The sequence below is a fragment of the Paenibacillus sp. Z6-24 genome, from assembly GCF_054161335.1.
In genome coordinates this window covers 792715-814551 of the sequence record NZ_CP096398.1, presented here as the reverse complement: position 1 = coordinate 814551, position 21837 = coordinate 792715, and the positions used below count along the sequence as shown (strand labels likewise).

The window sequence follows — 21837 nt, the reverse complement described above, 5'->3', positions numbered from 1 at the left end:
ATAGGCTAATCTTTCGATCAATTAGCCTTGAATTTCTTTTACAGACACCAAGTGTTGTACTTGGTTGACCATGCCACGAATTGCAGCATTGTCTTCTTGAATGACCGAATGGTTCAGTTTACGCAGTCCCAAAGTTTTTACAGTGACGCGTTGGTTTTCTGGACGACCGATCACGCTACGGACGAGGGTAATTTCCAATTTAGCCATGTGATTCCCTCCTTAACCGAGCAGTTCTTCGATTGTTTTTCCACGCAGTTTAGCTACATCTTCAGCACGTTTCAGGCGAGACAAGCCTTCCAGCGTAGCATTAACCATATTCATGGAGTTCGAAGAACCCAGGGATTTTGTCAAGATGTCACCTACACCAGCAAGTTCCAGAACGGCACGAACTGGACCACCAGCGATTACTCCAGTACCTTCAGATGCTGGCTTCAGCATTACGCGGCCTGCTCCGAATTTACCGTTTACGAGGTGAGGAATTGTAGTTCCTACGAGTGGAACGTGTACCAGGTTTTTCTTAGCATCTTCGATACCTTTACGAATCGCATCAGGTACTTCACCGGCTTTACCGAGACCAGCACCAACCCAGCCTTTACCGTCGCCTACTACTACCAGCGCGCTAAAGCTAAAACGACGTCCGCCCTTAACTACTTTAGCTACACGATTAATATGAACTACTCTTTCAGTAAGTTCTAAAGTATTTGGATCAATACGCAAGTCGTTTACCTCCTTTTTTACAATGTTTTAGAATTGAAGACCCGCTTCACGAGCTGCATCTGCCAGGGCTTGAATCCGTCCGTGATACAAATAGCCTCCGCGGTCAAATATAACCGACTCGTGTCCTTGTTCAACCGCACGTTTTGCGATCAGCTGTCCAACTTTAGCAGCAGCTTCAACGCTAGCGCCGTTTTTGATGTCTGTCAGTTCTTTATCCTTAGTGGATGCAGATACCAAAGTTACACCAGCCACGTCGTCGATTAGTTGAGCGTAGATATGTTTGGAAGAACGGAATACGTTCAGACGCGGACGCTGAGCAGTACCGGTGATGTTCTTACGAACACGCAGATGTCTTTTCAGACGAGCTTTATTTTTATCAGCTTTAGTAATCATGACTGTATATTTCACTCCCTTCATTTTACCTGAGCCAGCTTCATGCTAGCTTGCTTGGGGTAATGAGCCATTATCCCCTAGCTTATTTTTTCTTACCAGCTTTACCTTCTTTACGAAGGATACGTTCGCCTTCATACTTGATACCTTTACCTTTGTAAGGTTCTGGTTCACGTACGGAGCGGATCTTAGCTGCGTAAGCACCTACGCGCTCTTTATCGATACCGTTAACTACGATACGAGTGTTAGTAGGTACATCGAAATCGATGCCTGCTTCCGGAGTAATTTCTACCGGGTGAGAGTAACCTACGTTTAGAACGATTTTGTCGCCAGATTTGCTTGCGCGGTATCCGACACCAACCAGTTCCAGAGCTTTGGAGAAACCAGTAGTTACTCCACTCACCATGTTACTCACAACACTGCGAGTTGTTCCGTGCAGGGAACGGTGAAGTTTATTGTCAGAAGGACGCTCAATCGTGATCACGTTACCTTCAACGTTTACTTTCATATCTTTGTGAAGCTCACGGGACAGGGTTCCTTTCGGACCTTTTACCGTCAGAGTAGTGTTATCCAAAGTGATTTCTACACCACTAGGTACTTCAATTGGTTTACGACCAATACGGGACATTGCGTTGCACCTCCTTATTTTATGACGTTAATTACCAAACGTAGCAAATAACTTCGCCGCCGCTTTTGGATTGACGAGCCTCTTTATCGGTTACCACTCCGTTAGAAGTAGAGATAATCGCGATTCCGAGTCCACCCAATACGCGTGGGATTTCATTGCTCTTTGTGTAAACGCGAAGTCCTGGTTTACTGATACGTTTCAGGCCAGTAATTACACGCTCGTTATTTTGACCGTATTTCAGGAAAATACGGATAATTCCTTGTTTGTTATCCTCAACCATTTCAGCATCACGAATGAAACCTTCACGCTTCAGGATATCAGCAATTTGCTTCTTCATTTTAGAAGCTGGAACTTCTACTGTTTCGTGACGCACAGTGTTGGCGTTACGAATACGAGTAAGCATATCAGCAATTGGATCTGACATAGACATGTGTGTGAACCTCCTTCCTGTTAATCAATGGTTTACCAGCTTGCTTTTTTCACGCCAGGAATCTGGCCTTTGTATGCCAATTCACGGAAGCAAATACGGCAAATTTTAAACTTTTGCAAAACGGAATGTGGACGACCACAACGTTCGCAACGAGTGTAAGCACGCACTTTGAACTTCGGTGTACGTTGTTGTTTAACTTTCATTGAAGTTTTAGCCACTTCGCCTGACACCTCCTAAAGATTTTCGGAGAAAAAGGGGCTTATATTCGAACCCCGTACATTTCACAACTTATTTTACGAAAGGCATTCCCAATTGGGTCAACAGTTCACGGGACTCTTCGTCCGTTTTAGCTGTAGTAACGATAACGATATCCATACCACGTACTTTATCGACTTTATCGTACTCGATCTCTGGGAAGATCAGCTGCTCTTTCAGACCCAGTGTGTAGTTACCACGACCATCGAACGCTTTGGAAGAAACACCGCGGAAGTCACGTACGCGAGGCAGTGTAATGTTAACCAGTTTGTCCAGGAAGTAGTACATACGATCGCCGCGCAGTGTTACTTTAACACCGATCGGCATGTTCTCACGCAGTTTGAATCCAGCGATGGATTTTTTAGCGCGAGTGATGATTGGTTTTTGACCAGAAATCAGTTGCAAATCGCTTACAGCAGAATCCAATACTTTGGAGTTCGATACCGCTTCGCCCACACCCATGTTGATAACGATTTTTTCAACTTTAGGGACTTGCATAACAGTCGTGTAGTTGAATTTCGTAGTCAGGGAAGGAACGATTTCGTTCAGGTACATCTCTTTCATTCTTGAAGCCATTGTGGAAGGTCCTCCTTTCCTTAACAATTAGTATTAATCGATTGTATCTCCGGAGCGCTTAGCAACGCGAACTTTTTTGCCGTTATCCAGTGTTTTGTAACCAACACGGGTTACTTTTTTTCCGTCCTTAGGATCAACGTGCATTACGTTCGAAACGTGGATAGGTGCTTCTTGCTCAATGCGTCCACCTTGCGGGTTCAGCTGAGTCGGTTTTTGATGCTTGGTAATCATATTCACGCCTTCAACCAGCACGCGGTTTTCACGAGGATACGCAGCGATTACGCGACCTTTTTTACCTTTGTCCTTACCGCTGATTACGATAACCGTATCATCTTTTTTTACATGCAGTTTGTTGTTGTGAGACTCCAACACTTTTTTCACTTTCGCCATTTCTGTACACCTCCTATAACTCACTCAGGCACAGGGCCTTATATCGGTATCGTTTAGATGACTTCCGGAGCCAGGGAAACGATTTTCATGTAATCGCGATCACGCAGTTCACGGGCAACTGGTCCAAAGATACGAGTACCACGAGGGCCTTTATCGTCTTTGATTACCACTGCTGCATTCTCATCAAATGCGATGTAAGAACCGTCTTTACGACGTACAGAGCTCTTCGTACGAACAACTACTGCTTTAACTACATCACCTTTTTTGACAACGCCGCCTGGTGTTGCTTGTTTTACAGAACAAACGATTGTATCACCGATAGCAGCTGTACGACGTCCAGTACCACCCAGTACGCGGATACACATCAGTTCTTTTGCGCCAGAGTTATCGGCTACAGCCAAACGTGTAAATGGTTGAATCATTTCTAGTTCCTCCTTCCAGGCAACTTATATTAAATCATCAAATGATGATTGCTTCTTCTACAACTTCCACCAGTCTCCAGTTTTTGTCTTTGGACAGTGGACGAGTTTCCATGATTTTAACAACATCACCGATTTTCGCAGTGTTGTTTTCATCATGAGCTTTGAATTTCTTAGTGTACTTAATGCGTTTGCGATACAGATCATGCTTTTTGTAAGTTTCTACAGCAACTACAATAGTTTTATCCATTTTGTCGCTGACAACTTTGCCTACCTGTACTTTACGGGCATTACGTTCGCTCATAGTGGGCCTCCTCCCTCAGCTGACGGCAATCACAAGCTCGTCAAATATTGGATTATGAAGTAATTCCGAGTTCTCTTTCACGAACTACTGTTTTAGCACGCGCGATTTGCTTGCGGACTGCGCTAATACGAGTAGGGTTATCCAATTGACCGGTAGCAAGTTGAAAGCGCAGGTTAAAGAGTTCCTCTTTAAAACCAGCAATCTTTTGCTCGATTTCAGCAGTGGTAAGGTTGCGCAATTCATTAGCCTTCATTTGCTTCACCACCCAATTCTTCACGTTTCACAAACTTAGTTTTTACCGGCAATTTATGAGAAGCCAGACGCATCGCTTCACGTGCAATCTCTTCAGATACGCCAGCAAGTTCAAACATAATTTTTCCTGGTTTAACGATGGCAACCCATTTTTCTACGTTACCTTTACCACTACCCATACGAACCTCAAGAGGCTTTTGAGTGATTGGCTTATCCGGGAAAATTTTAATCCATACTTTACCACCACGTTTGATATAACGAGTCATAGCAATACGGGCAGCTTCGATTTGACGATTCGTGATCCAAGCAGGCTCAGTAGCTTGCAGGCCGAATTCGCCGAAGTTCAGTTCAGTACCGCCTTTAGCGCGACCAGCCATTCCTGGACGATGCTGTTTACGGTGTTTTACACGTTTAGGTACCAACATGATTAGTTGCCTCCTTCCTGAGCAGCTTGTTTCTTAGCCGTAGGAAGAACCTCGCCACGATAGATCCATACTTTTACGCCGATACGGCCGTAAGTTGTATGAGCTTCAGCTGTACCATAATCGATATCAGCACGAAGTGTATGCAGTGGAACAGTTCCTTCGCTGTAACCTTCGGAACGGGCGATTTCAGCTCCGCCAAGACGTCCGCTAACGGCTGTTTTGATTCCTTTTGCGCCAGAGCGCATAGTTCTTTGGATCGATTGTTTCAGAGCACGACGGAAAGAAACGCGACGTTCCAGTTGTTGTGCAATGCTTTCAGCAACGAGGATAGCATCCAGTTCCTGATTTTTGATTTCGGAAATGTTGATGTGAACTTTTTTGCCGCCTGCGATTTTAGTCACTTCGTTACGAAGTACTTCAACCTCAGAACCACCACGTCCGATAACCATACCAGGTTTCGCAGTGTTGATTGTAACGTTCACGCGATTAGCCGCTCTCTCGATTTCGATTCGGGAGACAGCGGACTCCTTCAGTTTCGTCTTCAGGTATTCACGGATTCGAACGTCTTCCATAAGAAGATCGCCGAAGTCTTTACCAGCATACCATTTAGATTCCCAGTCACGGATAATACCTACACGTAATCCGATGGGATTTACCTTTTGGCCCACACGTTTTCCCTCCTTTTATTTTTCAGTTACCACCAAAGAAATGTGGCTGGTGCGTTTGTTGATCTTACTTGCACGTCCCATTGCACGAGGGCGGAACCGTTTCAAAGTAGGACCTTGGTTAACGTAAGCTTCAGAAATGAACAGGCTGTTCACGTCCAAAGATTCGTTTTTCTCAGTGCTGATGAACTCAGCATTGGCGATTGCGGAGTTAAGAAGCTTCTCAACTACCGGAGATGCAGACTTTGGTGTGTGACGCAGAATTGCGATCGCCTCACCAACCTGCTTTCCGCGGATCAGGTCAACAACCAGTTGAACTTTGCGCGGAGCGATGCGTACAAACTTTGCATGTGCTTTCGCTTGCATTGCGTGACCTCCTCTCTTACTTTTACAACACTATATTAACGTCTTGTTTTTCTGTCATCGTCAGTATGACCTTTGTACGTACGAGTTGGTGCGAACTCACCAAGCTTGTGTCCGACCATATCTTCCGTTACGTATACAGGTACATGTTTGCGTCCATCATAGACAGCGAAAGTGTGTCCGATGAATTGCGGGAAAATTGTGGAGCGACGGGACCAAGTTTTGATCACTGTTTTTTTGTTGTCAGCATCCAGAACTTCCACTTTTTTCAGCAAGTATCCATCCACGAAAGGACCTTTTTTAAGACTACGGCTCATAGGTTGAATCCTCCCTTCATCTTTTCGTCACTTCATACTTTACAAGCATTCAAGCACAAATCTTACTTCGTGCGGCGGCGAATGATGTATTGATCGGAAGCTTTACCTTTTTTACGAGTTTTGTAACCCAGAGTTGGTTTACCCCAAGGTGACATTGGAGATTTACGACCGATAGGAGCTTTACCTTCACCACCACCGTGTGGGTGATCGTTAGGGTTCATAACTACGCCTCGAACTTGTGGACGTTTGCCCAACCAGCGGTTACGACCAGCTTTACCGATTTTGATCAATTCGTGATCTTCGTTACCTACAGAACCGATTGTAGCGCGGCATACTTTAAGTACACGACGTACTTCACCGGAAGACAGGCGAATGGACACGTATTTTTCTTCTTTACCAAGCAATTGGGCTTCCGTACCAGCTGCGCGAACGAGCTGACCACCTTTACCTGGTCTCAGTTCGATATTGTGGATAACTGTACCTACAGGAATGTTCTCCAGTGGCAGTGAGTTACCGATTTTGATATCGGATTCCGGGCCGGAGAATACTTGATCTCCAACTTTCAGTCCTTTTGGAGCGATGATGTAACGTTTTTCGCCATCAGCGTAGTGGAGCAGTGCAATGTTGGAAGTACGGTTTGGATCGTACTCGATTGTAGCAACGCGACCTGGTATTCCATCTTTGTTACGCTTGAAGTCGATAATACGGTACTTACGTTTGTGTCCGCCGCCATGGTGACGAACAGTAATTTTACCTTGGTTGTTACGGCCTGCTTTTTTGAAAAGCGGAGCCAGCAACGTTTTCTCCGGTTGATTCGTTGTAATCTCTTCGAATGTAGAAACACTCATATTACGACGAGCCGGGGATGTCGGTTTATACTTTTTAATAGGCACGGTTTGTCCTCCTTACTCTACAGATTCAAAAAACTCGAGCGGTTTGCTCTCTGGAGCCAATGTTACGATTGCTTTCTTCCATTCGGAAGTATAGCCACTGTAACGTCCATAACGTTTTGGTTTAGCTGGCATGCGAAGAGTGTTAACTTTAGACACTTTCACTTTGAAGATTTCTTCAATTGCCTTTTTGATTTCCGTTTTATTGGAACGAATGTCAACTTCGAAAGCATATTTCAGTTCGCTCATGTAGTCAGCAGTACGTTCAGTAATTACCGGACGCTTGATTATATCGCGTGGATCCTTCATTACGCGAACACCTCCTCTACCTTCTGAACTGCTTCCTTCGTCAGAATCAGTTTATCGTGCACAAGCACGTCTAGAACATTCACACCGTCAGCTGCAACAAATTTGATACCTGGAATGTTACGAGCAGAAAGAGCTACGTTATTGTCGTACTCGGAAGCTACGATCAATGCTTTACGGTCTACTTTCAGGTTGTTCAGGATTGCTGCAAACTCTTTAGTTTTCGGACTGTTCAGAGTCAGAGTATCCAGAACGATAATTTCGTTGGCTACTACTTTGGAAGACAAAGCAGATTTGATCGCCAGACGACGAACTTTTTTAGGCAGTTTGAAAGCATAGCTACGTGGAGTTGGTCCAAATACTACGCCGCCGCCTTTCCATTGTGGAGAACGGATAGAACCTTGACGAGCACGTCCAGTTCCTTTTTGTTTCCATGGTTTGCGTCCACCACCGCGTACTTCAGAACGTCCTTTTACTTTGTGAGTACCTTGACGAAGGGAAGCGCGTTGCATAACTACTGCATCGTGGAGCACGCTAGTATTAGGTTCGATACCGAATACGGAATCGCTCAATTCGATTTCGCCAACCTGGCTACCATCGATACTATAAAGTGCTACTTTGGGCATTTCATGTTCCTCCTTTCTTTTTTAATTATTTTTTCACCGTTTCTTTAACTTTAACGAAGCTATTTTTCGGGCCTGGAATAGAGCCTTTAACGAGGATTACGTTACGCTCAGCATCCACGCGGATAACTTCGAGGCGTTGGATCGTTACTGTATCATGACCCATGTGACCTGGCAGACGTTTACCTTTCGGTACACGGTTCGCTTGGATAGAACCCATAGAACCTGGTCTGCGATGATAACGGGAACCGTGAGACATTGGTCCGCGGCTTTGGCCCCAACGTTTGATAACGCCGGCAAAACCTTTACCTTTGGAAATACCCGTTACGTCAACGAACTCACCTTCAGCAAACAAGTCTGCTTTGAGTTCCTGGCCAACCTCGACATTAGCGAGGTCAACACCGCGAATTTCGCGAACGTAGCGCTTAGGCACAGTATTCGCTTTAGTAGCGTGTCCTGCTTCCGGTTTGTTAGATCTGCTTGCTTTTTTGTCAGCAAAACCGATTTGTACCGCTTCGTATCCGTCATTTTCCAGGTCTTTCTTCTGCAGAACCACACATGGTCCAGCTTCGATAACCGTTACAGGAATTACGTTACCTTCCGCGGTAAAGACTTGAGTCATACCCAGTTTTCTTCCTAAGATACCTTTCATGTTGACACCTCTTTTCATTTTACGTGTTACCACATCTATGTGGATTACAATTTAATTTCGATATCTACGCCAGACGGTAAGTCCAGACGCATCAGAGCATCCACAGTTTGTGGAGTTGGGTTAACAATGTCGATCAAACGTTTATGTGTACGTTGTTCGAATTGTTCACGAGAATCTTTGTATTTATGCACCGCACGGAGAATAGTGATGATTTGTTTCTCAGTCGGAAGCGGGATCGGCCCGGATACTCCTGCGCCGGAACGTTTAGCCGTTTCAACGATTTTCTCTGCGGATTGATCAAGAATTCTGTGATCGTAAGCTTTCAAGCGAATACGAATCTTTTGCTTTGCCATTTTAGTCCCTCCTTTTATCGCCCAATTTATTATCGGACATACTCCGTGAAAATTTTCCGACTCACCGCTCATGGCAAAGGAGCCGGGTGTGTCAGTAACCTCTCACATCATCGCAACGTCTCAGCACAACATTAGTTATTATATATGATAAGCTGGTAGATGTGCAAGTCTTTTTTGAAACTTTTCCATAATAAAATAAGACCTGTCTCCTTTTGCAAAGGAAGCAGGCCTTATCTCAACTTTCGATTAGGATACAATGTTGCTTCGTTACAATACAATGTTGCTTATTTAAATCTTCCGGATCCTAAAGATCACGCAGGAAGATTAATTATTTGGAGATAGTAGCAACCGCGCCAGCGCCTACTGTACGTCCGCCTTCGCGAATCGCAAAACGAGTACCTTCTTCAATCGCGATTGGATTGATCAGGGATACGCTAACAGTGATGTTATCACCAGGCATAACCATTTCAGTACCTTCTGGCAGGGAGATAACGCCAGTCACGTCAGTTGTACGGAAGTAGAACTGTGGACGGTAACCAGTGAAGAAAGGCTTGTGACGGCCACCTTCTTCTTTTGTCAGAACGTATACTTGAGCGGAAAACTCAGTATGCGGGTTAACAGAACCTGGTTTGGACAGTACTTGTCCACGCTCGATTTGAGTACGGTCAACACCACGCAGCAGTGCGCCAATGTTGTCACCAGCTTGAGCGGAATCCATCAGTTTACGGAACATTTCTACGCCCGTAACAACGGATTTCTTAGTTTCTTCCTGGATACCAACGATTTCGATTTCATCGCCGACTTTAACAGTACCACGCTCGATACGACCAGTAGCAACTGTACCACGACCAGTGATGGAGAATACATCCTCGACAGGCATCAGGAAAGGACGATCTGTGTCGCGCTCTGGAGTTGGGATGTAAGTATCGATTGTTTCGAACATTTCAACGATTTTCTTAGCCCAGTCGCCATCAGGGTTAGCCAATGCTTCACGAGCAGAACCGCGAGTGATTGGAGTGTCGTCGCCTGGGAAATCGTATTCGCTCAGCAGATCGCGAACTTCCATTTCAACCAGTTCCAGAAGCTCTTCGTCTTCAACCATATCACATTTGTTCAGGAATACTACGATGTAAGGTACGCCTACTTGACGGGACAGCAGGATGTGCTCACGAGTCTGTGGCATAGGACCATCAGCTGCGGATACAACCAGGATCGCTCCGTCCATTTGTGCAGCACCAGTGATCATGTTTTTAACATAGTCAGCGTGACCTGGGCAGTCAACGTGTGCATAGTGACGGTTAGGAGTTTCGTACTCAACGTGTGCAGTAGAGATAGTGATACCGCGCTCGCGCTCTTCTGGAGCTTTATCGATTTGATCGAATGCTACAGCAGCACCACCGTAAGTTTTGGACAGTACAGTTGTGATTGCAGCAGTCAGAGTTGTTTTACCATGATCGACGTGACCGATAGTACCGATGTTAACGTGCGGTTTATTACGTTCAAATTTAGCCTTTGCCATTTTAAACAGTTCCTCCTTGAAGGTAGTGTTGTTTATTTTTGGTATGGAGCATGGATCAGAAAGCGGTTAAACCGCCTCCTGCATACCCCATAGGTGAAAACGAATATTGGACTTAGCCGTTAGCTTTTGCACTAACTGCTTCAGCAATGCTCTTAGGTACTTCTTCATAATGAGAAAGTTCCATGGAGAACACGCCGCGTCCTTGTGTACCGGAACGAAGTGTAGTGGAATATCCAAACATTTCGGACAGAGGTACTTTTGCACGGATAATTTGAGTACCGTTGCGGGAATCCATACCTTCGATACGGCCGCGACGGGAGTTCAGCATACCCATTACGTCACCCATATACTCTTCTGGTACTGTAACTTCAACTTTCATGACTGGCTCCAGCAGGACAGGTTTACACTTGTCTTTTGCAGCTTTCAATGCCATCGAACCGGCGATTTTGAACGCCATTTCGTTGGAATCGACATCATGATAAGATCCGTCTACAACTGTAGCTTTTACGTCTACAACCGGGAAGCCTGCAAGAACACCGTTCTTCATTTGCTCCTCGATACCTGCGAGTGCAGGGCCAACATATTCTCTTGGTACGGAACCACCGACAATTTTGCTTTCGAATTGGTTACCAGTACCTGCTTCGAGAGGTTCGAATTCAACCCAGACGTGACCGTATTGACCACGACCACCGGACTGACGTACGAATTTACCTTCGACGCGAGCTGGTTGACGGAATGTTTCACGATAAGCAACCTGTGGTTGACCTACGTTAGTTTCAACCTTAAATTCACGACGCATACGGTCGATAATGATATCAAGGTGAAGCTCACCCATACCTGCCAGGATAGTTTGTCCTGTTTCTTCGTTAGTGGAAGCGCGCAGAGTAGGATCTTCTTCCGTCAATTTACCCAGAGCAGTTGCCATTTTATCTTGGTCTGCTTTGGTTTTTGGTTCAACTGCGATCTCGATAACCGGATCAGGGAAGTTCATGGACTCCAAGATAACCGGATTCTTCTCATCACACAGTGTATCACCAGTTCCTGTATCTTTCAAACCAACAGCTGCTGCGATGTCACCAGCGTATACTACGCTGATTTCTTCACGACTGTTAGCGTGCATTTGCAGGATACGACCGATACGTTCGCGTTTGCCTTTAGTGGCATTCAGAACGTAAGAACCGGATTGCAGTACACCAGAGTATACACGGAAGAATGTCAGTTTACCAACATAAGGGTCAGTCATGATTTTGAATGCCAGTGCAGAGAATGGTTCTTCATCCGAAGAATGACGAATTTCTTCTGTACCGTCTTCGAGCTGACCATTGATCGCCGGTACATCCAGTGGAGACGGCAGGTAGTCGATAACAGCATCCAACATCGGCTGTACACCTTTGTTGCGGTAAGAGGAGCCACAGATTACAGGGAAGATCTTAACATCACAAACACCTTTACGCAGAGCAGCTTTGATTTCATCAACCGTCAGCTCTTCTCCTTCAAGGTATTTCATCATCAGATCTTCGTCCAGTTCTGATACTTTCTCTACCAGTTCCATACGAAGCTCATCAACAGTATCTTTCAGCTCGGCTGGGATCTCGATATCTACCGGATCTTTACCCAAATCATCTTTATACTGGATAGCTTTCATTTCAATAATATCGATGATACCTACGAAGTCATTCTCTGCACCAATCGGCAATTGAATCGCTACTGCGTTCGCTTGCAGACGTTCGCGCATGTCTTTAACTACGTTCAGGTAATCAGCACCGATAATATCCATTTTATTGACATAAGCGATACGAGGTACACCATAACGGTCTGCTTGTCTCCAAACAGTCTCGGATTGTGGCTCAACGCCCTCTTTCGCACTAAATACGCCTACGGCCCCGTCCAATACACGCAGGGAACGTTCAACTTCAACAGTGAAGTCAACGTGACCTGGAGTATCAATGATATTAACGCGGTGGCCCTTCCACTGAGCAGTCGTAGCCGCGGATGTAATCGTAATACCGCGCTCTTGTTCTTGCTCCATCCAGTCCATTGTCGCAGCGCCTTCGTGAACTTCACCGATTTTGTGCGTACGGCCTGTGTAGAACAAGATACGTTCTGTAGTGGTTGTTTTACCGGCATCAATGTGTGCCATGATACCAATATTACGTGTATTTTTCAAGGAGAACTCTCTTGCCATGAATAGGTGCTCCCTTCAAAAATAGGAATTTTTGAAAATTGGCTTGAATCCTACCAGCGGTAGTGAGCAAACGCTTTGTTCGCTTCAGCCATTTTGTGTGTATCTTCACGCTTCTTCACAGATGCGCCAGTGTTATTGGATGCATCGATGATTTCAGCTGCCAGGCGTTCTTCCATAGTCTTCTCGCCGCGGTTGCGGGAGTAGTTAACGAGCCAACGCAGACCAAGGGAAGTACGTCTCTCCGGCTTAACTTCGATAGGTACTTGATAGTTAGCACCACCGACACGGCGAGCTTTAACTTCGAGAACCGGCATAATGTTCTTGATTGCCGCCTCGAATACTTCCATAGGATCATTTCCTGTACGTTCTTGAATCAGGTTGAACGCGTTATAAAGAATGCTTTGAGCAACTCCACGTTTTCCGTCGATCATGATGCGGTTGATCAAGCGAGTAACAAGTTTGCTGTTATACACCGGATCAGGCAGCACGTCTCTTTTGGTAACTGGACCTTTTCTTGGCATGGTTATCCCCCTTTCTTAAATGTGCAGTGCAGATTTCTGCACTCATCGAATTACTTTTTCTCTTTAGGACGTTTTGTACCATATTTGGAACGACCTTGCATACGGTTGTTAACGCCTGCTGTATCCAGCGCGCCACGAACGATATGATAACGAACCCCTGGTAAGTCTTTAACCCGGCCACCACGTACGAGTACTACGCTGTGCTCTTGAAGGTTATGACCGATACCTGGAATGTAAGCAGTAACCTCGATACGGTTAGTCAAACGTACACGAGCATACTTACGAAGCGCGGAGTTAGGTTTTTTCGGAGTCATTGTACCTACACGAGTACATACACCACGTTTTTGTGGAGCACTCAGGTTTGTCTCTTGACGTTTCAGAGCGTTAAACCCTTTTTGCAGTGCAGGAGATTTCGATTTCTCGATTTTCGCTTGACGTCCTTTACGGACCAATTGATTGATAGTTGGCATTGTATTGCCACCCCCTTCCCATATTTTCAGTTCTTTTTGTAAACCGTTTGTTAAGCCCACAGACCCAGGCGGTTCATAAAAGAACAAATGAAAAGTTTTTGCCTGCCGTTCTGACTAGCAAAAACGTTCCTTATTGCATTATTTAAGGACAACAGCCATTGCACTTCCCACTTCGATTCCACATGCCTTGCCCAGTTCCTTCATCGTATCTACATAAGTGATTCTGACAGAGTGCTTGGAACATAATTGCACGATCTTTGAAATGAGATGCTGCTCTGCATCCTGCGCAACATAGACTTCAGTGGCTTGCCCCGCTTCGACCATTCGCATTGTCTGCTTGGTGCCGATCTTGATACGGGCATCCTGTAATCCTTTATCATTAGTCATCTTCCGATTCCCTCCAAAAGATCAGGGATCAGCGCTCTATTCACGCACCTTTGCTATATTAGCATTACCATAAGCCAGTGTCAATAGATAAGTTGAATGTTAAATAAAGAATTATGTGGATAAGTGTATGGATAAAGCAGCAGTCCACCCGGGAAAGTATAACTTTCCCGGTATGAACCCTACTTTGTATCATATCAATTCACTGCTCTTGCAGTCAATGTTTTTAAAGCATTTGCATGCTACTCTACCGTCACAGTCTCCAGGTTCTCTTCGTTCCCTTCCACTGCTTCCGGCTCTTCAAACTTCACGCTGCGGTAACGGTTCATACCTGTACCTGCAGGGATCAGCTTACCGATAATAACGTTCTCTTTCAGACCGAGCAATTTGTCGACTTTACCTTTGATTGCAGCATCGGTCAGGACACGAGTAGTCTCCTGGAAGGATGCAGCAGACAGGAAGGAATCTGTCTCCAGGGATGCTTTGGTAATACCGAGCAGTACCGGTTTGGCAACAGCAGGCTCACGATCTCCCATAATGGCCACTTTGTTGGCATCTTCGTATTCGTAGATGTCTACAAATGAACCTGGCAGCAGTGTAGTCTCGCCGTTATCCACAATACGGATTTTGCGCAGCATTTGTCTGATCATAACTTCAACGTGCTTATCGTTGATTTCTACACCCTGGTTACGGTATACGCGCTGTACTTCCTGCAGGATGTAGTTCTGTACGCCACGGATACCTTTGATACGCAGCATTTCTTTCGGATCGATAGAACCATCTGTCAGTTCGTCCCCTGCTTCGATTTCCATGCCTTCTCTTACGCGCAGGCGGGAACCGTAGGTAACGGAGTAGACTTTGGTTTCCGCTTCACCTTCGACTTCGATTTCACGACGGTCTTTGGCTTCACGGATTTCTTTGATGACACCATCGATTTCACTGATTGTCGCCTGACCTTTAGGGTTACGGGCTTCAAACAGCTCCTGAATACGCGGCAAACCTTGAGTGATATCGTCTCCGGCTACACCACCGGTATGGAACGTACGCATCGTCAGCTGTGTTCCTGGCTCACCGATGGATTGGGCAGCGATAATACCAACCGCTTCACCGATCTCAACGTGCTTACCAGTCGCCAGGTTACGACCGTAACATTTCTTACATACCCCGTGTCTTGTACGGCAGCTCAGTACGGAACGAATCTGTACTTTATTGACGCCAGCAGCCACGATAGCTTCAGCCTTATCGGAATCAATCAGTTCATTACGGCTGGCAAGTACTTCACCAGTCTCCGGATGACGGACAGTCTCGAAGCAGTAACGTCCTTCCAGACGATCGTACAGATCTTCGATAACTTCTTTACCATCCTGAATACGGCTAACGATAAAGCCTTTGTCTGTTCCACAATCATCTTCACGTACGATTACATCCTGGGCTACGTCAACAAGACGACGAGTCAGATAACCGGAGTCAGCGGTACGAAGTGCTGTATCCGCCAGACCTTTACGCGCTCCGTGAGTAGACAGGAAGTACTCAAGGACTGTCAGACCTTCACGGAAGTTTGATTTGATCGGGAGTTCGATGATACGACCGGATGGGTTGGCCATCAGACCACGCATACCGCCCAGCTGGGTAATCTGGGATTTGTTACCCCGCGCCTTGGAATCGACCATGAGCATGATGGAGTTGTAACGATCCATCGATTTCATCAGGATATCCGTCAGCTCGTCCTTCGTACGGGACCAGATTTCGATAACACGATCATAACGCTCTTCGTTTGTAATCAGACCACGACGGTACTGGTTCGTGATAACCGCAACTTTTTTGTCGGATTCAGCCAGCAGTGCTGTTTTCTCCGGTGGAACCACAACGTCCGCCACACCAACGGTAATACCCGCGCGAGTGGAATACGTGAAGCCCAGCTGCTTGATTTTATCCAGAATTATGGAAGTCAGGGTTGTGTGGTAGACTTCGAAACAACGTGCAATGATGGTACCGAGATATTCTTTACCGATCGCGCCTGTCTCTGGAACAGCCTTCATGAATTCCAGTACGTTGGTACCTTTTTCATAGATGAAGTAGTGATCCGGGATACCCTGATACAGGTTGGCACGAGTCGGTTCATTGATATAAGGGAAAGACTCAGGGAAAATCTCGTTAAAGATAATCCGTCCGACAGTTGTAATCAACATACCGGATTGTTGTTTTTCAGTAAAGCTGGTTTTACCCAGAGCTTTGGCAGGGATCGCTACGCGTGCATGCAGGGAAGCTGTGCCACGCTGATAAGCGGATACGGCTTCGTTCACTGTACGCAGGATCATGCCCGAACCTTTGGCTTCCATGTTATCCATAGTCAGATAGTAGGAGCCAAGGACCATATCCTGGGAAGGTGTAACAACCGGTTTGCCATCTTTAGGGTTCAAGATGTTACCGGATGCCAGCATCAGCAGGCGCGCTTCCGCTTGTGCTTCAGCAGATAATGGTACGTGAACGGCCATCTGGTCACCGTCAAAGTCAGCGTTGTACGCTGTACATACGAGCGGATGCAGACGGATTGCACGGCCTTCAACCAGAATTGGTTCGAATGCCTGGATACCGAGTCTGTGCAGCGTTGGTGCGCGGTTCAGAAGAACTGGGTGTTCTTTGATTACTTCTTCCAGTACATCCCATACTTCCGGACTTACACGTTCAACTTTGCGTTTTGCACTCTTGATGTTATGAGCAAGGCCTTTGTTAACCAGCTCTTTCATTACGAATGGCTTGAACAGTTCCAGTGCCATTTCTTTTGGCAGACCGCACTGGTACATTTTCAGATAAGGACCTACGACGATAACGGAACGACCAGAGTAATCGACACGTTTACCGAGCAAGTTCTGACGGAAACGACCTTGTTTACCTTTCAGCATATGGCTGAGGGATTTCAGAGGACGGTTACCAGGGCCGGTTACCGGACGTCCACGACGACCGTTATCGATCAGGGCATCTACTGCTTCTTGCAGCATACGTTTCTCGTTCTGTACGATAATATCAGGAGCACCCAGATCGAGCAGGCGCTTCAGACGGTTATTCCGGTTGATGACACGACGGTACAGGTCATTCAGGTCGGATGTTGCAAAACGTCCGCCATCCAGCTGAACCATTGGACGGATTTCTGGCGGGATAACCGGCAGAACGTCCATGATCATCCAGTCCGGAGAGTTGCCGGAATTACGGAAAGCTTCGATAACTTCAAGGCGTTTGATCGCACGGTTACGACGCTGGCCTTGAGCGGTACGCAGCTCTTCACGCAAGAATTCCAGTTCTTTGTCCAGATCAAGATCTTGAAGCAGTCTTTTGATCGCTTCCGCACCCATGCCTGCATGGAATCCGTAACCGTATTTCTCACGGTAGCTGCGGTATTCTTTTTCAGAGAGAAGCTGTTTCTTCTCCAGTGGTGTCTCGCCTGGATCTGTAACAACATAAGATGCGAAGTAGATAACTTCTTCCAGGGATCGTGGAGACATATCGAGTGCAAGACCCATACGGCTCGGGATACCTTTGAAATACCAAATGTGGGATACAGGAGCTGCCAGCTCAATATGTCCCATACGTTCACGACGCACTTTGGCACGTGTTACTTCAACGCCACAACGGTCACAGACTACACCCTTGTAACGTACGCGCTTATATTTACCGCAATGACATTCCCAGTCTTTGGTTGGTCCAAAAATACGTTCACAGAACAGACCGTCTTTCTCTGGTTTAAGCGTACGGTAGTTGATTGTCTCCGGTTTTTTAACTTCTCCGCGGGACCAAGAACGAATTTTGTCTGGGGAAGCAAGCCCAATTTTCATAAATTCGAAATTGTTAACGTCTATCAAGAGACACCCCTCCTAAGGCCAAATCCTATTTATTGTAAAGCTCTGTATTCCGCACAAATCCCAACGCACCGTCTGATGAATACGGATAGACCGGAAATGCTCCGGTCTACCTTCATCAGACAATGTTGGGAATTATGAATAAGTGTATTAATCTACGCCGACTTCTGAACCTTCAAGGTTGAGGCTCAATTTATCATTGGTGTTTTCTTCCTCGTCATCCAGCTCTCTCATCTCAATTTCGTTTTCGTCCTCATTGAGAATCTTAACGTCCATACCCAAGCTTTGCAGCTCCTTGATCAATACCTTGAAAGATTCAGGAACGCCCGGTTCAGGAACGTTTTCGCCTTTCACGATGGATTCGTACGTTTTCACACGGCCAACGACATCATCGGATTTGACAGTAAGGATCTCTTGCAGGGTGTAAGCAGCGCCATAAGCTTCCAGCGCCCATACTTCCATCTCCCCGAAACGCTGACCACCGAACTGAGCTTTACCACCCAGCGGCTGCTGTGTAACGAGAGAGTAAGGACCTGTGGAACGAGCATGGATTTTATCATCAACCATGTGCGCCAGTTTGATCATGTGCATAACGCCGACTGTAACTTCACGCTCGAACTCGTCACCGGTTCTTCCATCGTAAAGGATCGTCTTACCGTTACGCTGCATGCCGGCTTCTTCCATCGTATCGAATACATCATACTCATTCGCTCCATCAAATACCGGTGTAGCGACGTGAATACCAAGCTTCATCGCTGCCATACCGATATGGACTTCGAGAATCTGACCGATGTTCATACGGGAAGGTACGCCCAGAGGGTTCAGTACAACCTGTACCGGTGTGCCATCCGGCATAAACGGCATATCTTCTTCCGGCAGAATACGTGCAACGACACCCTTGTTACCGTGGCGTCCCGCCATTTTATCGCCTTCGGAGATTTTACGTTTTTGCGCGATGTACACACGTACCAGATGATTTACACCCGGTGGCAATTCATCGCCATTTTCTCTAGTGAACACTTTGACGTCTACAACAATACCGTCTGTACCATGCGGTACGCGCAGGCTGGTGTCGCGAACTTCACGTGCTTTTTCACCAAAGATGGCGTGCAGTAGGCGCTCTTCTGCTGTCAGTTCGGTTACACCTTTAGGTGTTACTTTACCAACGAGGATATCGCCAGCAGCAATCTCGGCACCGATACGGATAATCCCGCGCTCGTCGAGATTTTTCAGTGCATCTTCACCCACATTAGGAATATCACGTGTGATTTCTTCCGGACCAAGCTTCGTATCACGAGCTTCAGATTCATATTCTTCAATATGAATGGAAGTGTACACATCTTCCTTAACGAGTTTTTCACTCAGCAGGATCGCATCCTCATAGTTATAACCTTCCCAGGTCATAAATGCTACGACTACGTTACGGCCCAGAGCGATTTCACCCATTTCAGTGGATGGACCATCTGCCAGGATATCGCCTTTCTTCACAACGTCACCCGTTTTAACGATTGGACGCTGGTTGATGGAAGTACCTTGGTTAGATCTCATGAATTTGTGTAATTTATACTTAACGAGATCGCCTTTAACTTCTTTGCCGTCTACAGTCTCGATACGGCGCAGTGTAATCTCGCTTGCTGTAGAGCGTTCGATAATACCATCGTATTTGGTTACGATACATACGCCGGAATCCTTGGCGGCTTTGTGCTCCATGCCTGTACCGACCAGTGGTGCCTTCGGAATAAGCAAAGGTACCGCCTGACGCTGCATGTTGGAACCCATCAGCGCACGGTTGGAGTCATCGTTCTCCAAGAACGGAATCAGCGCTGTTGCAACGGATACGACCTGTTTTGGAGATACGTCCATGTAATCGACACGTTCTCTTGGCATAGGAAGAATGTTATCGGCCTGTTTGTTATAACGGCTGATTACCATTTCTTCTGCAAAAGTACCGTCTTCGTTCAGGATCGCATTTGCCTGTGCTACTACATAGTTATCTTCTTCATCCGCAGTCAGGTAATCAATCTGATCGGTTACCCGGTTGGTGTTCGGATCCACGCGACGGTATGGTGCTTCGATGAAGCCATACTCATTAATGCGTGCGAACGTGGACAGGGAGTTGATCAGACCGATGTTCGGTCCCTCTGGAGTCTCGATAGGACACATACGACCGTAGTGACTCGGATGTACGTCACGGACTTCAAAGCCTGCGCGCTCACGGGTCAGACCGCCGGGTCCGAGGGCAGACAGACGACGTTTGTGCGTCAGTTCGCCAAGCGGGTTGGTCTGGTCCATAAACTGGGACAGCTGGGAGCTACCAAAGAACTCCTTGATAGATGCAATAACAGGACGTATGTTGATCAGTGCCTGTGGAGTGATGACGTTCGCATCCTGAATGGACATTCTCTCGCGTACTACACGCTCCATACGGGACAAACCAATACGGAACTGGTTCTGCAGCAGCTCGCCTACGGAACGCAGACGACGGTTACCCAGATGGTCAATATCATCAGTATCACCGATGCCTTGAAGCAGGTTCAGGAAGTAACTGATCGATGCGATAATATCAGCCGGTGTAATATTCTTAACAGATTTATCAATGGTGCCATTGGCAATCACTGATACGACTTTGCCATCTTCAAGTGGAGAGAAGACATTAATCGTCTGCATTGGAATATCATTGGCATCCAGTACGCCGCCAGCTACATGGTAAGTTTTGAAGTTAAGGTCACCTTCAAGGTAAGGCATGATCTCATCAAGGAGACGACGATCTACTACCTGGCCGGCTTCGGCAACAATCTCACCTGTATTGGTATCAATCAGCGTCTCAGCCAGACGTTGGTTAAAGAGACGATTTTTAATATGCAGCTTTTTGTTGATTTTGTAACGACCTACATTGGCGAGATCATAGCGTTTTGGATCGAAGAAACGCGCTACGAGCAAGCTTTTAGCGTTATCAAGTGTTGGTGGCTCGCCCGGACGAAGACGCTCGTAAATCTCGATCAGCGCTTTCTCGGTAGAGTCGGTGTTATCTTTATCTAATGTATTGCGGATATATTCGTCATTGCCAAGCAGGTCCAGAATTTCAGCGTCGCTGCCGAATCCAAGAGCACGCAGCAGTACGGTTACCGGGATCTTACGGGTGCGGTCGATACGTACATAAACGATATCTTTCGCATCCATCTCCAGTTCCAGCCATGCGCCACGGTTAGGAATAACGGTAGCAGTATATGATGTTTTACCATTTTTATCGACTTTAGTGCTGAAATAGACGCTGGGAGAGCGAACCAACTGGCTGACAATAACCCGTTCTGCACCATTGATAATGAAGGTGCCGGTTTCCGTCATCAGCGGGAAATCACCCATGAATACTTCCTGCTCTTTGACTTCACCCGTTTCCTTATTGATGAGACGGACTTTTACTCGCAATGGAGCTGAATACGTAACGTCACGCTCTTTCGCATCGTCTACTGTGTATTTCGGCTCACCAAGGCTGTAGTCGATGAACTCGAGTACCAGATTCCCTGTAAAATCTTGAATTGGCGAGATATCCTGGAACATTTCACGCAATCCTTCATCCAAAAACCACTGATAAGATTTCTGTTGGATTTCGATCAGGTTAGGTACTTCAAGAACTTCATTAATTCGTGCATAACTTCGCCGAGTGCGTCGACCATATTGAACAAGATGTCCTGCCAACTTATACTCACCCCTTAATGTCTACTCACTTAAAAATTTCATTGCGAACTGCTGTTTGGATCACGTATAATAGGTCCATACATAGAAGTGCACACCCACAAATAGAGAAAAGCTCTTATCGAATCTTCTCGAAAAAAGAGCACCATCAGCTATCAACGGATGTGACCCAGCAGCTCAGACTCATATTTCAGTTGAAATTAACTGAAATACCGATTATTATACGTTTAAGGACAAGATTAAACACCCTTATGGT

27 protein-coding genes are annotated in these 21837 nt (G+C 46.3%); all 27 read right to left on the bottom strand.

Going from position 1 to position 21837, the window contains the following annotated elements:
* Positions 1-21: 21 nt before the first annotated feature.
* The gene (rpmD, locus tag M1D61_RS03535) at positions 22-207 is read right to left on the bottom strand and encodes a 50S ribosomal protein L30 (protein ID WP_017815379.1); all 186 of its coding nucleotides are present in this window, start codon (positions 205-207) and stop codon (positions 22-24) included.
* A gap of 12 nt (positions 208-219) precedes the next feature.
* Positions 220-717, bottom strand: coding sequence for a 30S ribosomal protein S5 (gene rpsE / locus M1D61_RS03530; protein ID WP_017815378.1), 498 nt, complete (start codon positions 715-717; stop codon positions 220-222).
* A gap of 27 nt (positions 718-744) precedes the next feature.
* Positions 745-1110: a 50S ribosomal protein L18 gene (rplR, locus tag M1D61_RS03525; RefSeq protein WP_458122400.1), complete on the bottom strand. Its 366-nt coding sequence runs from the start codon at positions 1108-1110 to the stop codon at positions 745-747.
* Positions 1111-1192: 82 nt separating this feature from the next.
* Positions 1193-1735: a 50S ribosomal protein L6 gene (rplF, locus tag M1D61_RS03520; protein WP_046213342.1), complete on the bottom strand. Its 543-nt coding sequence runs from the start codon at positions 1733-1735 to the stop codon at positions 1193-1195.
* 31 nt (positions 1736-1766) lie between these two features.
* The gene (rpsH, locus tag M1D61_RS03515; protein ID WP_017815375.1) at positions 1767-2165 is read right to left on the bottom strand and encodes a 30S ribosomal protein S8; all 399 of its coding nucleotides are present in this window, start codon (positions 2163-2165) and stop codon (positions 1767-1769) included.
* A 32-nt stretch (positions 2166-2197) separates the two neighbouring features.
* The gene (locus tag M1D61_RS03510; protein ID WP_013312154.1) at positions 2198-2383 is read right to left on the bottom strand and encodes a type Z 30S ribosomal protein S14; all 186 of its coding nucleotides are present in this window, start codon (positions 2381-2383) and stop codon (positions 2198-2200) included.
* 70 nt (positions 2384-2453) lie between these two features.
* The gene (gene rplE, locus M1D61_RS03505) at positions 2454-2996 is read right to left on the bottom strand and encodes a 50S ribosomal protein L5 (protein ID WP_458121206.1); all 543 of its coding nucleotides are present in this window, start codon (positions 2994-2996) and stop codon (positions 2454-2456) included.
* A 33-nt stretch (positions 2997-3029) separates the two neighbouring features.
* Positions 3030-3386 carry a 50S ribosomal protein L24 gene (gene rplX / locus M1D61_RS03500; RefSeq protein WP_082096552.1) on the bottom strand — a complete coding sequence of 119 codons (357 nt, stop codon included), beginning with the start codon at positions 3384-3386 and terminating at the stop codon, positions 3030-3032.
* Positions 3387-3439: 53 nt separating this feature from the next.
* Positions 3440-3808, bottom strand: coding sequence for a 50S ribosomal protein L14 (gene rplN / locus M1D61_RS03495; protein WP_017815372.1), 369 nt, complete (start codon positions 3806-3808; stop codon positions 3440-3442).
* A gap of 37 nt (positions 3809-3845) precedes the next feature.
* Complete coding sequence (gene rpsQ / locus M1D61_RS03490; protein ID WP_458121205.1) at positions 3846-4109, bottom strand: 30S ribosomal protein S17; 264 nt, start codon at positions 4107-4109, stop codon at positions 3846-3848.
* Positions 4110-4161: 52 nt separating this feature from the next.
* Positions 4162-4362, bottom strand: coding sequence for a 50S ribosomal protein L29 (gene rpmC, locus M1D61_RS03485; RefSeq protein WP_017815370.1), 201 nt, complete (start codon positions 4360-4362; stop codon positions 4162-4164).
* The gene (rplP, locus tag M1D61_RS03480) at positions 4352-4786 is read right to left on the bottom strand and encodes a 50S ribosomal protein L16 (RefSeq protein ID WP_017815369.1); all 435 of its coding nucleotides are present in this window, start codon (positions 4784-4786) and stop codon (positions 4352-4354) included. The genes rpmC and rplP overlap by 11 nt, the downstream gene beginning before the upstream one ends.
* Positions 4787-4788: 2 nt before the next feature.
* The gene (rpsC, locus tag M1D61_RS03475; RefSeq protein ID WP_458121204.1) at positions 4789-5454 is read right to left on the bottom strand and encodes a 30S ribosomal protein S3; all 666 of its coding nucleotides are present in this window, start codon (positions 5452-5454) and stop codon (positions 4789-4791) included.
* 15 nt (positions 5455-5469) lie between these two features.
* On the bottom strand, positions 5470-5817 hold the full coding sequence (gene rplV / locus M1D61_RS03470; protein ID WP_046213345.1) for a 50S ribosomal protein L22: 348 nt from the start codon (positions 5815-5817) through the stop codon (positions 5470-5472).
* A 35-nt stretch (positions 5818-5852) separates the two neighbouring features.
* On the bottom strand, positions 5853-6131 hold the full coding sequence (gene rpsS, locus M1D61_RS03465) for a 30S ribosomal protein S19 (RefSeq protein WP_017815366.1): 279 nt from the start codon (positions 6129-6131) through the stop codon (positions 5853-5855).
* A 62-nt stretch (positions 6132-6193) separates the two neighbouring features.
* Entirely contained in the window at positions 6194-7024 is an 831-nt protein-coding gene (rplB, locus tag M1D61_RS03460; RefSeq protein ID WP_046213346.1) for a 50S ribosomal protein L2, read from the bottom strand.
* A gap of 12 nt (positions 7025-7036) precedes the next feature.
* Positions 7037-7330, bottom strand: a complete 294-nt coding sequence (gene rplW, locus M1D61_RS03455) for a 50S ribosomal protein L23 (RefSeq protein ID WP_017815364.1) — start codon at positions 7328-7330, stop codon at positions 7037-7039.
* Positions 7330-7953, bottom strand: coding sequence for a 50S ribosomal protein L4 (rplD, locus tag M1D61_RS03450; RefSeq protein ID WP_046213347.1), 624 nt, complete (start codon positions 7951-7953; stop codon positions 7330-7332). Before rplD ends, rplW begins: the two co-directional genes overlap by 1 nt.
* 25 nt (positions 7954-7978) lie before the next feature.
* Complete coding sequence (rplC, locus tag M1D61_RS03445; RefSeq protein WP_017815362.1) at positions 7979-8602, bottom strand: 50S ribosomal protein L3; 624 nt, start codon at positions 8600-8602, stop codon at positions 7979-7981.
* 44 nt (positions 8603-8646) lie between these two features.
* Positions 8647-8955 (bottom strand): 30S ribosomal protein S10, encoded by a 309-nt coding sequence (gene rpsJ, locus M1D61_RS03440; protein ID WP_017692074.1) that lies wholly within the window; start codon positions 8953-8955, stop codon positions 8647-8649.
* 328 nt (positions 8956-9283) lie between these two features.
* Complete coding sequence (gene tuf, locus M1D61_RS03435; RefSeq protein ID WP_046213348.1) at positions 9284-10474, bottom strand: elongation factor Tu; 1191 nt, start codon at positions 10472-10474, stop codon at positions 9284-9286.
* Positions 10475-10586: 112 nt separating this feature from the next.
* Positions 10587-12659 carry an elongation factor G gene (gene fusA / locus M1D61_RS03430; protein WP_458121203.1) on the bottom strand — a complete coding sequence of 691 codons (2073 nt, stop codon included), beginning with the start codon at positions 12657-12659 and terminating at the stop codon, positions 10587-10589.
* A gap of 50 nt (positions 12660-12709) precedes the next feature.
* Positions 12710-13180, bottom strand: a complete 471-nt coding sequence (rpsG, locus tag M1D61_RS03425) for a 30S ribosomal protein S7 (protein ID WP_017815359.1) — start codon at positions 13178-13180, stop codon at positions 12710-12712.
* A gap of 50 nt (positions 13181-13230) precedes the next feature.
* Positions 13231-13650 (bottom strand): 30S ribosomal protein S12, encoded by a 420-nt coding sequence (rpsL, locus tag M1D61_RS03420; protein WP_017815358.1) that lies wholly within the window; start codon positions 13648-13650, stop codon positions 13231-13233.
* A 138-nt stretch (positions 13651-13788) separates the two neighbouring features.
* A complete protein-coding gene (locus tag M1D61_RS03415) occupies positions 13789-14037 on the bottom strand; it encodes a ribosomal L7Ae/L30e/S12e/Gadd45 family protein (RefSeq protein ID WP_046213350.1) in 249 nt (82 codons plus the stop codon).
* A gap of 239 nt (positions 14038-14276) precedes the next feature.
* A complete protein-coding gene (gene rpoC / locus M1D61_RS03410; RefSeq protein ID WP_458121202.1) occupies positions 14277-17891 on the bottom strand; it encodes a DNA-directed RNA polymerase subunit beta' in 3615 nt (1204 codons plus the stop codon).
* Positions 17892-18038: 147 nt separating this feature from the next.
* The gene (rpoB, locus tag M1D61_RS03405; protein WP_458121201.1) at positions 18039-21584 is read right to left on the bottom strand and encodes a DNA-directed RNA polymerase subunit beta; all 3546 of its coding nucleotides are present in this window, start codon (positions 21582-21584) and stop codon (positions 18039-18041) included.
* Positions 21585-21837 lie beyond the last annotated feature (253 nt).

Excerpts from the sequence above, each read along its gene's own strand:
- rpmD (WP_017815379.1), bottom strand. The coding sequence starts at position 207 with ATGGCTAAATTGGAAATTACCCTCGTCCGTAGCGTGATCGGTCGTCCA.
- rplR (WP_458122400.1), bottom strand. The coding sequence starts at position 1,110 with ATGATTACTAAAGCTGATAAAAATAAAGCTCGTCTGAAAAGACATCTG.
- rplF (WP_046213342.1), bottom strand. The coding sequence starts at position 1,735 with ATGTCCCGTATTGGTCGTAAACCAATTGAAGTACCTAGTGGTGTAGAA.
- rpsH (WP_017815375.1), bottom strand. The coding sequence starts at position 2,165 with ATGTCTATGTCAGATCCAATTGCTGATATGCTTACTCGTATTCGTAAC.
- rplE (WP_458121206.1), bottom strand. The coding sequence starts at position 2,996 with ATGGCTTCAAGAATGAAAGAGATGTACCTGAACGAAATCGTTCCTTCC.
- rplX (WP_082096552.1), bottom strand. The coding sequence starts at position 3,386 with ATGGCGAAAGTGAAAAAAGTGTTGGAGTCTCACAACAACAAACTGCAT.
- rplN (WP_017815372.1), bottom strand. The coding sequence starts at position 3,808 with ATGATTCAACCATTTACACGTTTGGCTGTAGCCGATAACTCTGGCGCA.
- rpsQ (WP_458121205.1), bottom strand. The coding sequence starts at position 4,109 with ATGAGCGAACGTAATGCCCGTAAAGTACAGGTAGGCAAAGTTGTCAGC.
- rpmC (WP_017815370.1), bottom strand. The coding sequence starts at position 4,362 with ATGAAGGCTAATGAATTGCGCAACCTTACCACTGCTGAAATCGAGCAA.
- rplP (WP_017815369.1), bottom strand. The coding sequence starts at position 4,786 with ATGTTGGTACCTAAACGTGTAAAACACCGTAAACAGCATCGTCCAGGA.
- rplV (WP_046213345.1), bottom strand. The coding sequence starts at position 5,817 with ATGCAAGCGAAAGCACATGCAAAGTTTGTACGCATCGCTCCGCGCAAA.
- rpsS (WP_017815366.1), bottom strand. The coding sequence starts at position 6,131 with ATGAGCCGTAGTCTTAAAAAAGGTCCTTTCGTGGATGGATACTTGCTG.
- rplW (WP_017815364.1), bottom strand. The coding sequence starts at position 7,330 with ATGAAGGATCCACGCGATATAATCAAGCGTCCGGTAATTACTGAACGT.
- rplD (WP_046213347.1), bottom strand. The coding sequence starts at position 7,953 with ATGCCCAAAGTAGCACTTTATAGTATCGATGGTAGCCAGGTTGGCGAA.
- rplC (WP_017815362.1), bottom strand. The coding sequence starts at position 8,602 with ATGAAAGGTATCTTAGGAAGAAAACTGGGTATGACTCAAGTCTTTACC.
- rpsJ (WP_017692074.1), bottom strand. The coding sequence starts at position 8,955 with ATGGCAAAGCAAAAGATTCGTATTCGCTTGAAAGCTTACGATCACAGA.
- tuf (WP_046213348.1), bottom strand. The coding sequence starts at position 10,474 with ATGGCAAAGGCTAAATTTGAACGTAATAAACCGCACGTTAACATCGGT.
- fusA (WP_458121203.1), bottom strand. The coding sequence starts at position 12,659 with ATGGCAAGAGAGTTCTCCTTGAAAAATACACGTAATATTGGTATCATG.
- rpsG (WP_017815359.1), bottom strand. The coding sequence starts at position 13,180 with ATGCCAAGAAAAGGTCCAGTTACCAAAAGAGACGTGCTGCCTGATCCG.
- rpsL (WP_017815358.1), bottom strand. The coding sequence starts at position 13,650 with ATGCCAACTATCAATCAATTGGTCCGTAAAGGACGTCAAGCGAAAATC.
- M1D61_RS03415 (WP_046213350.1), bottom strand. The coding sequence starts at position 14,037 with ATGACTAATGATAAAGGATTACAGGATGCCCGTATCAAGATCGGCACC.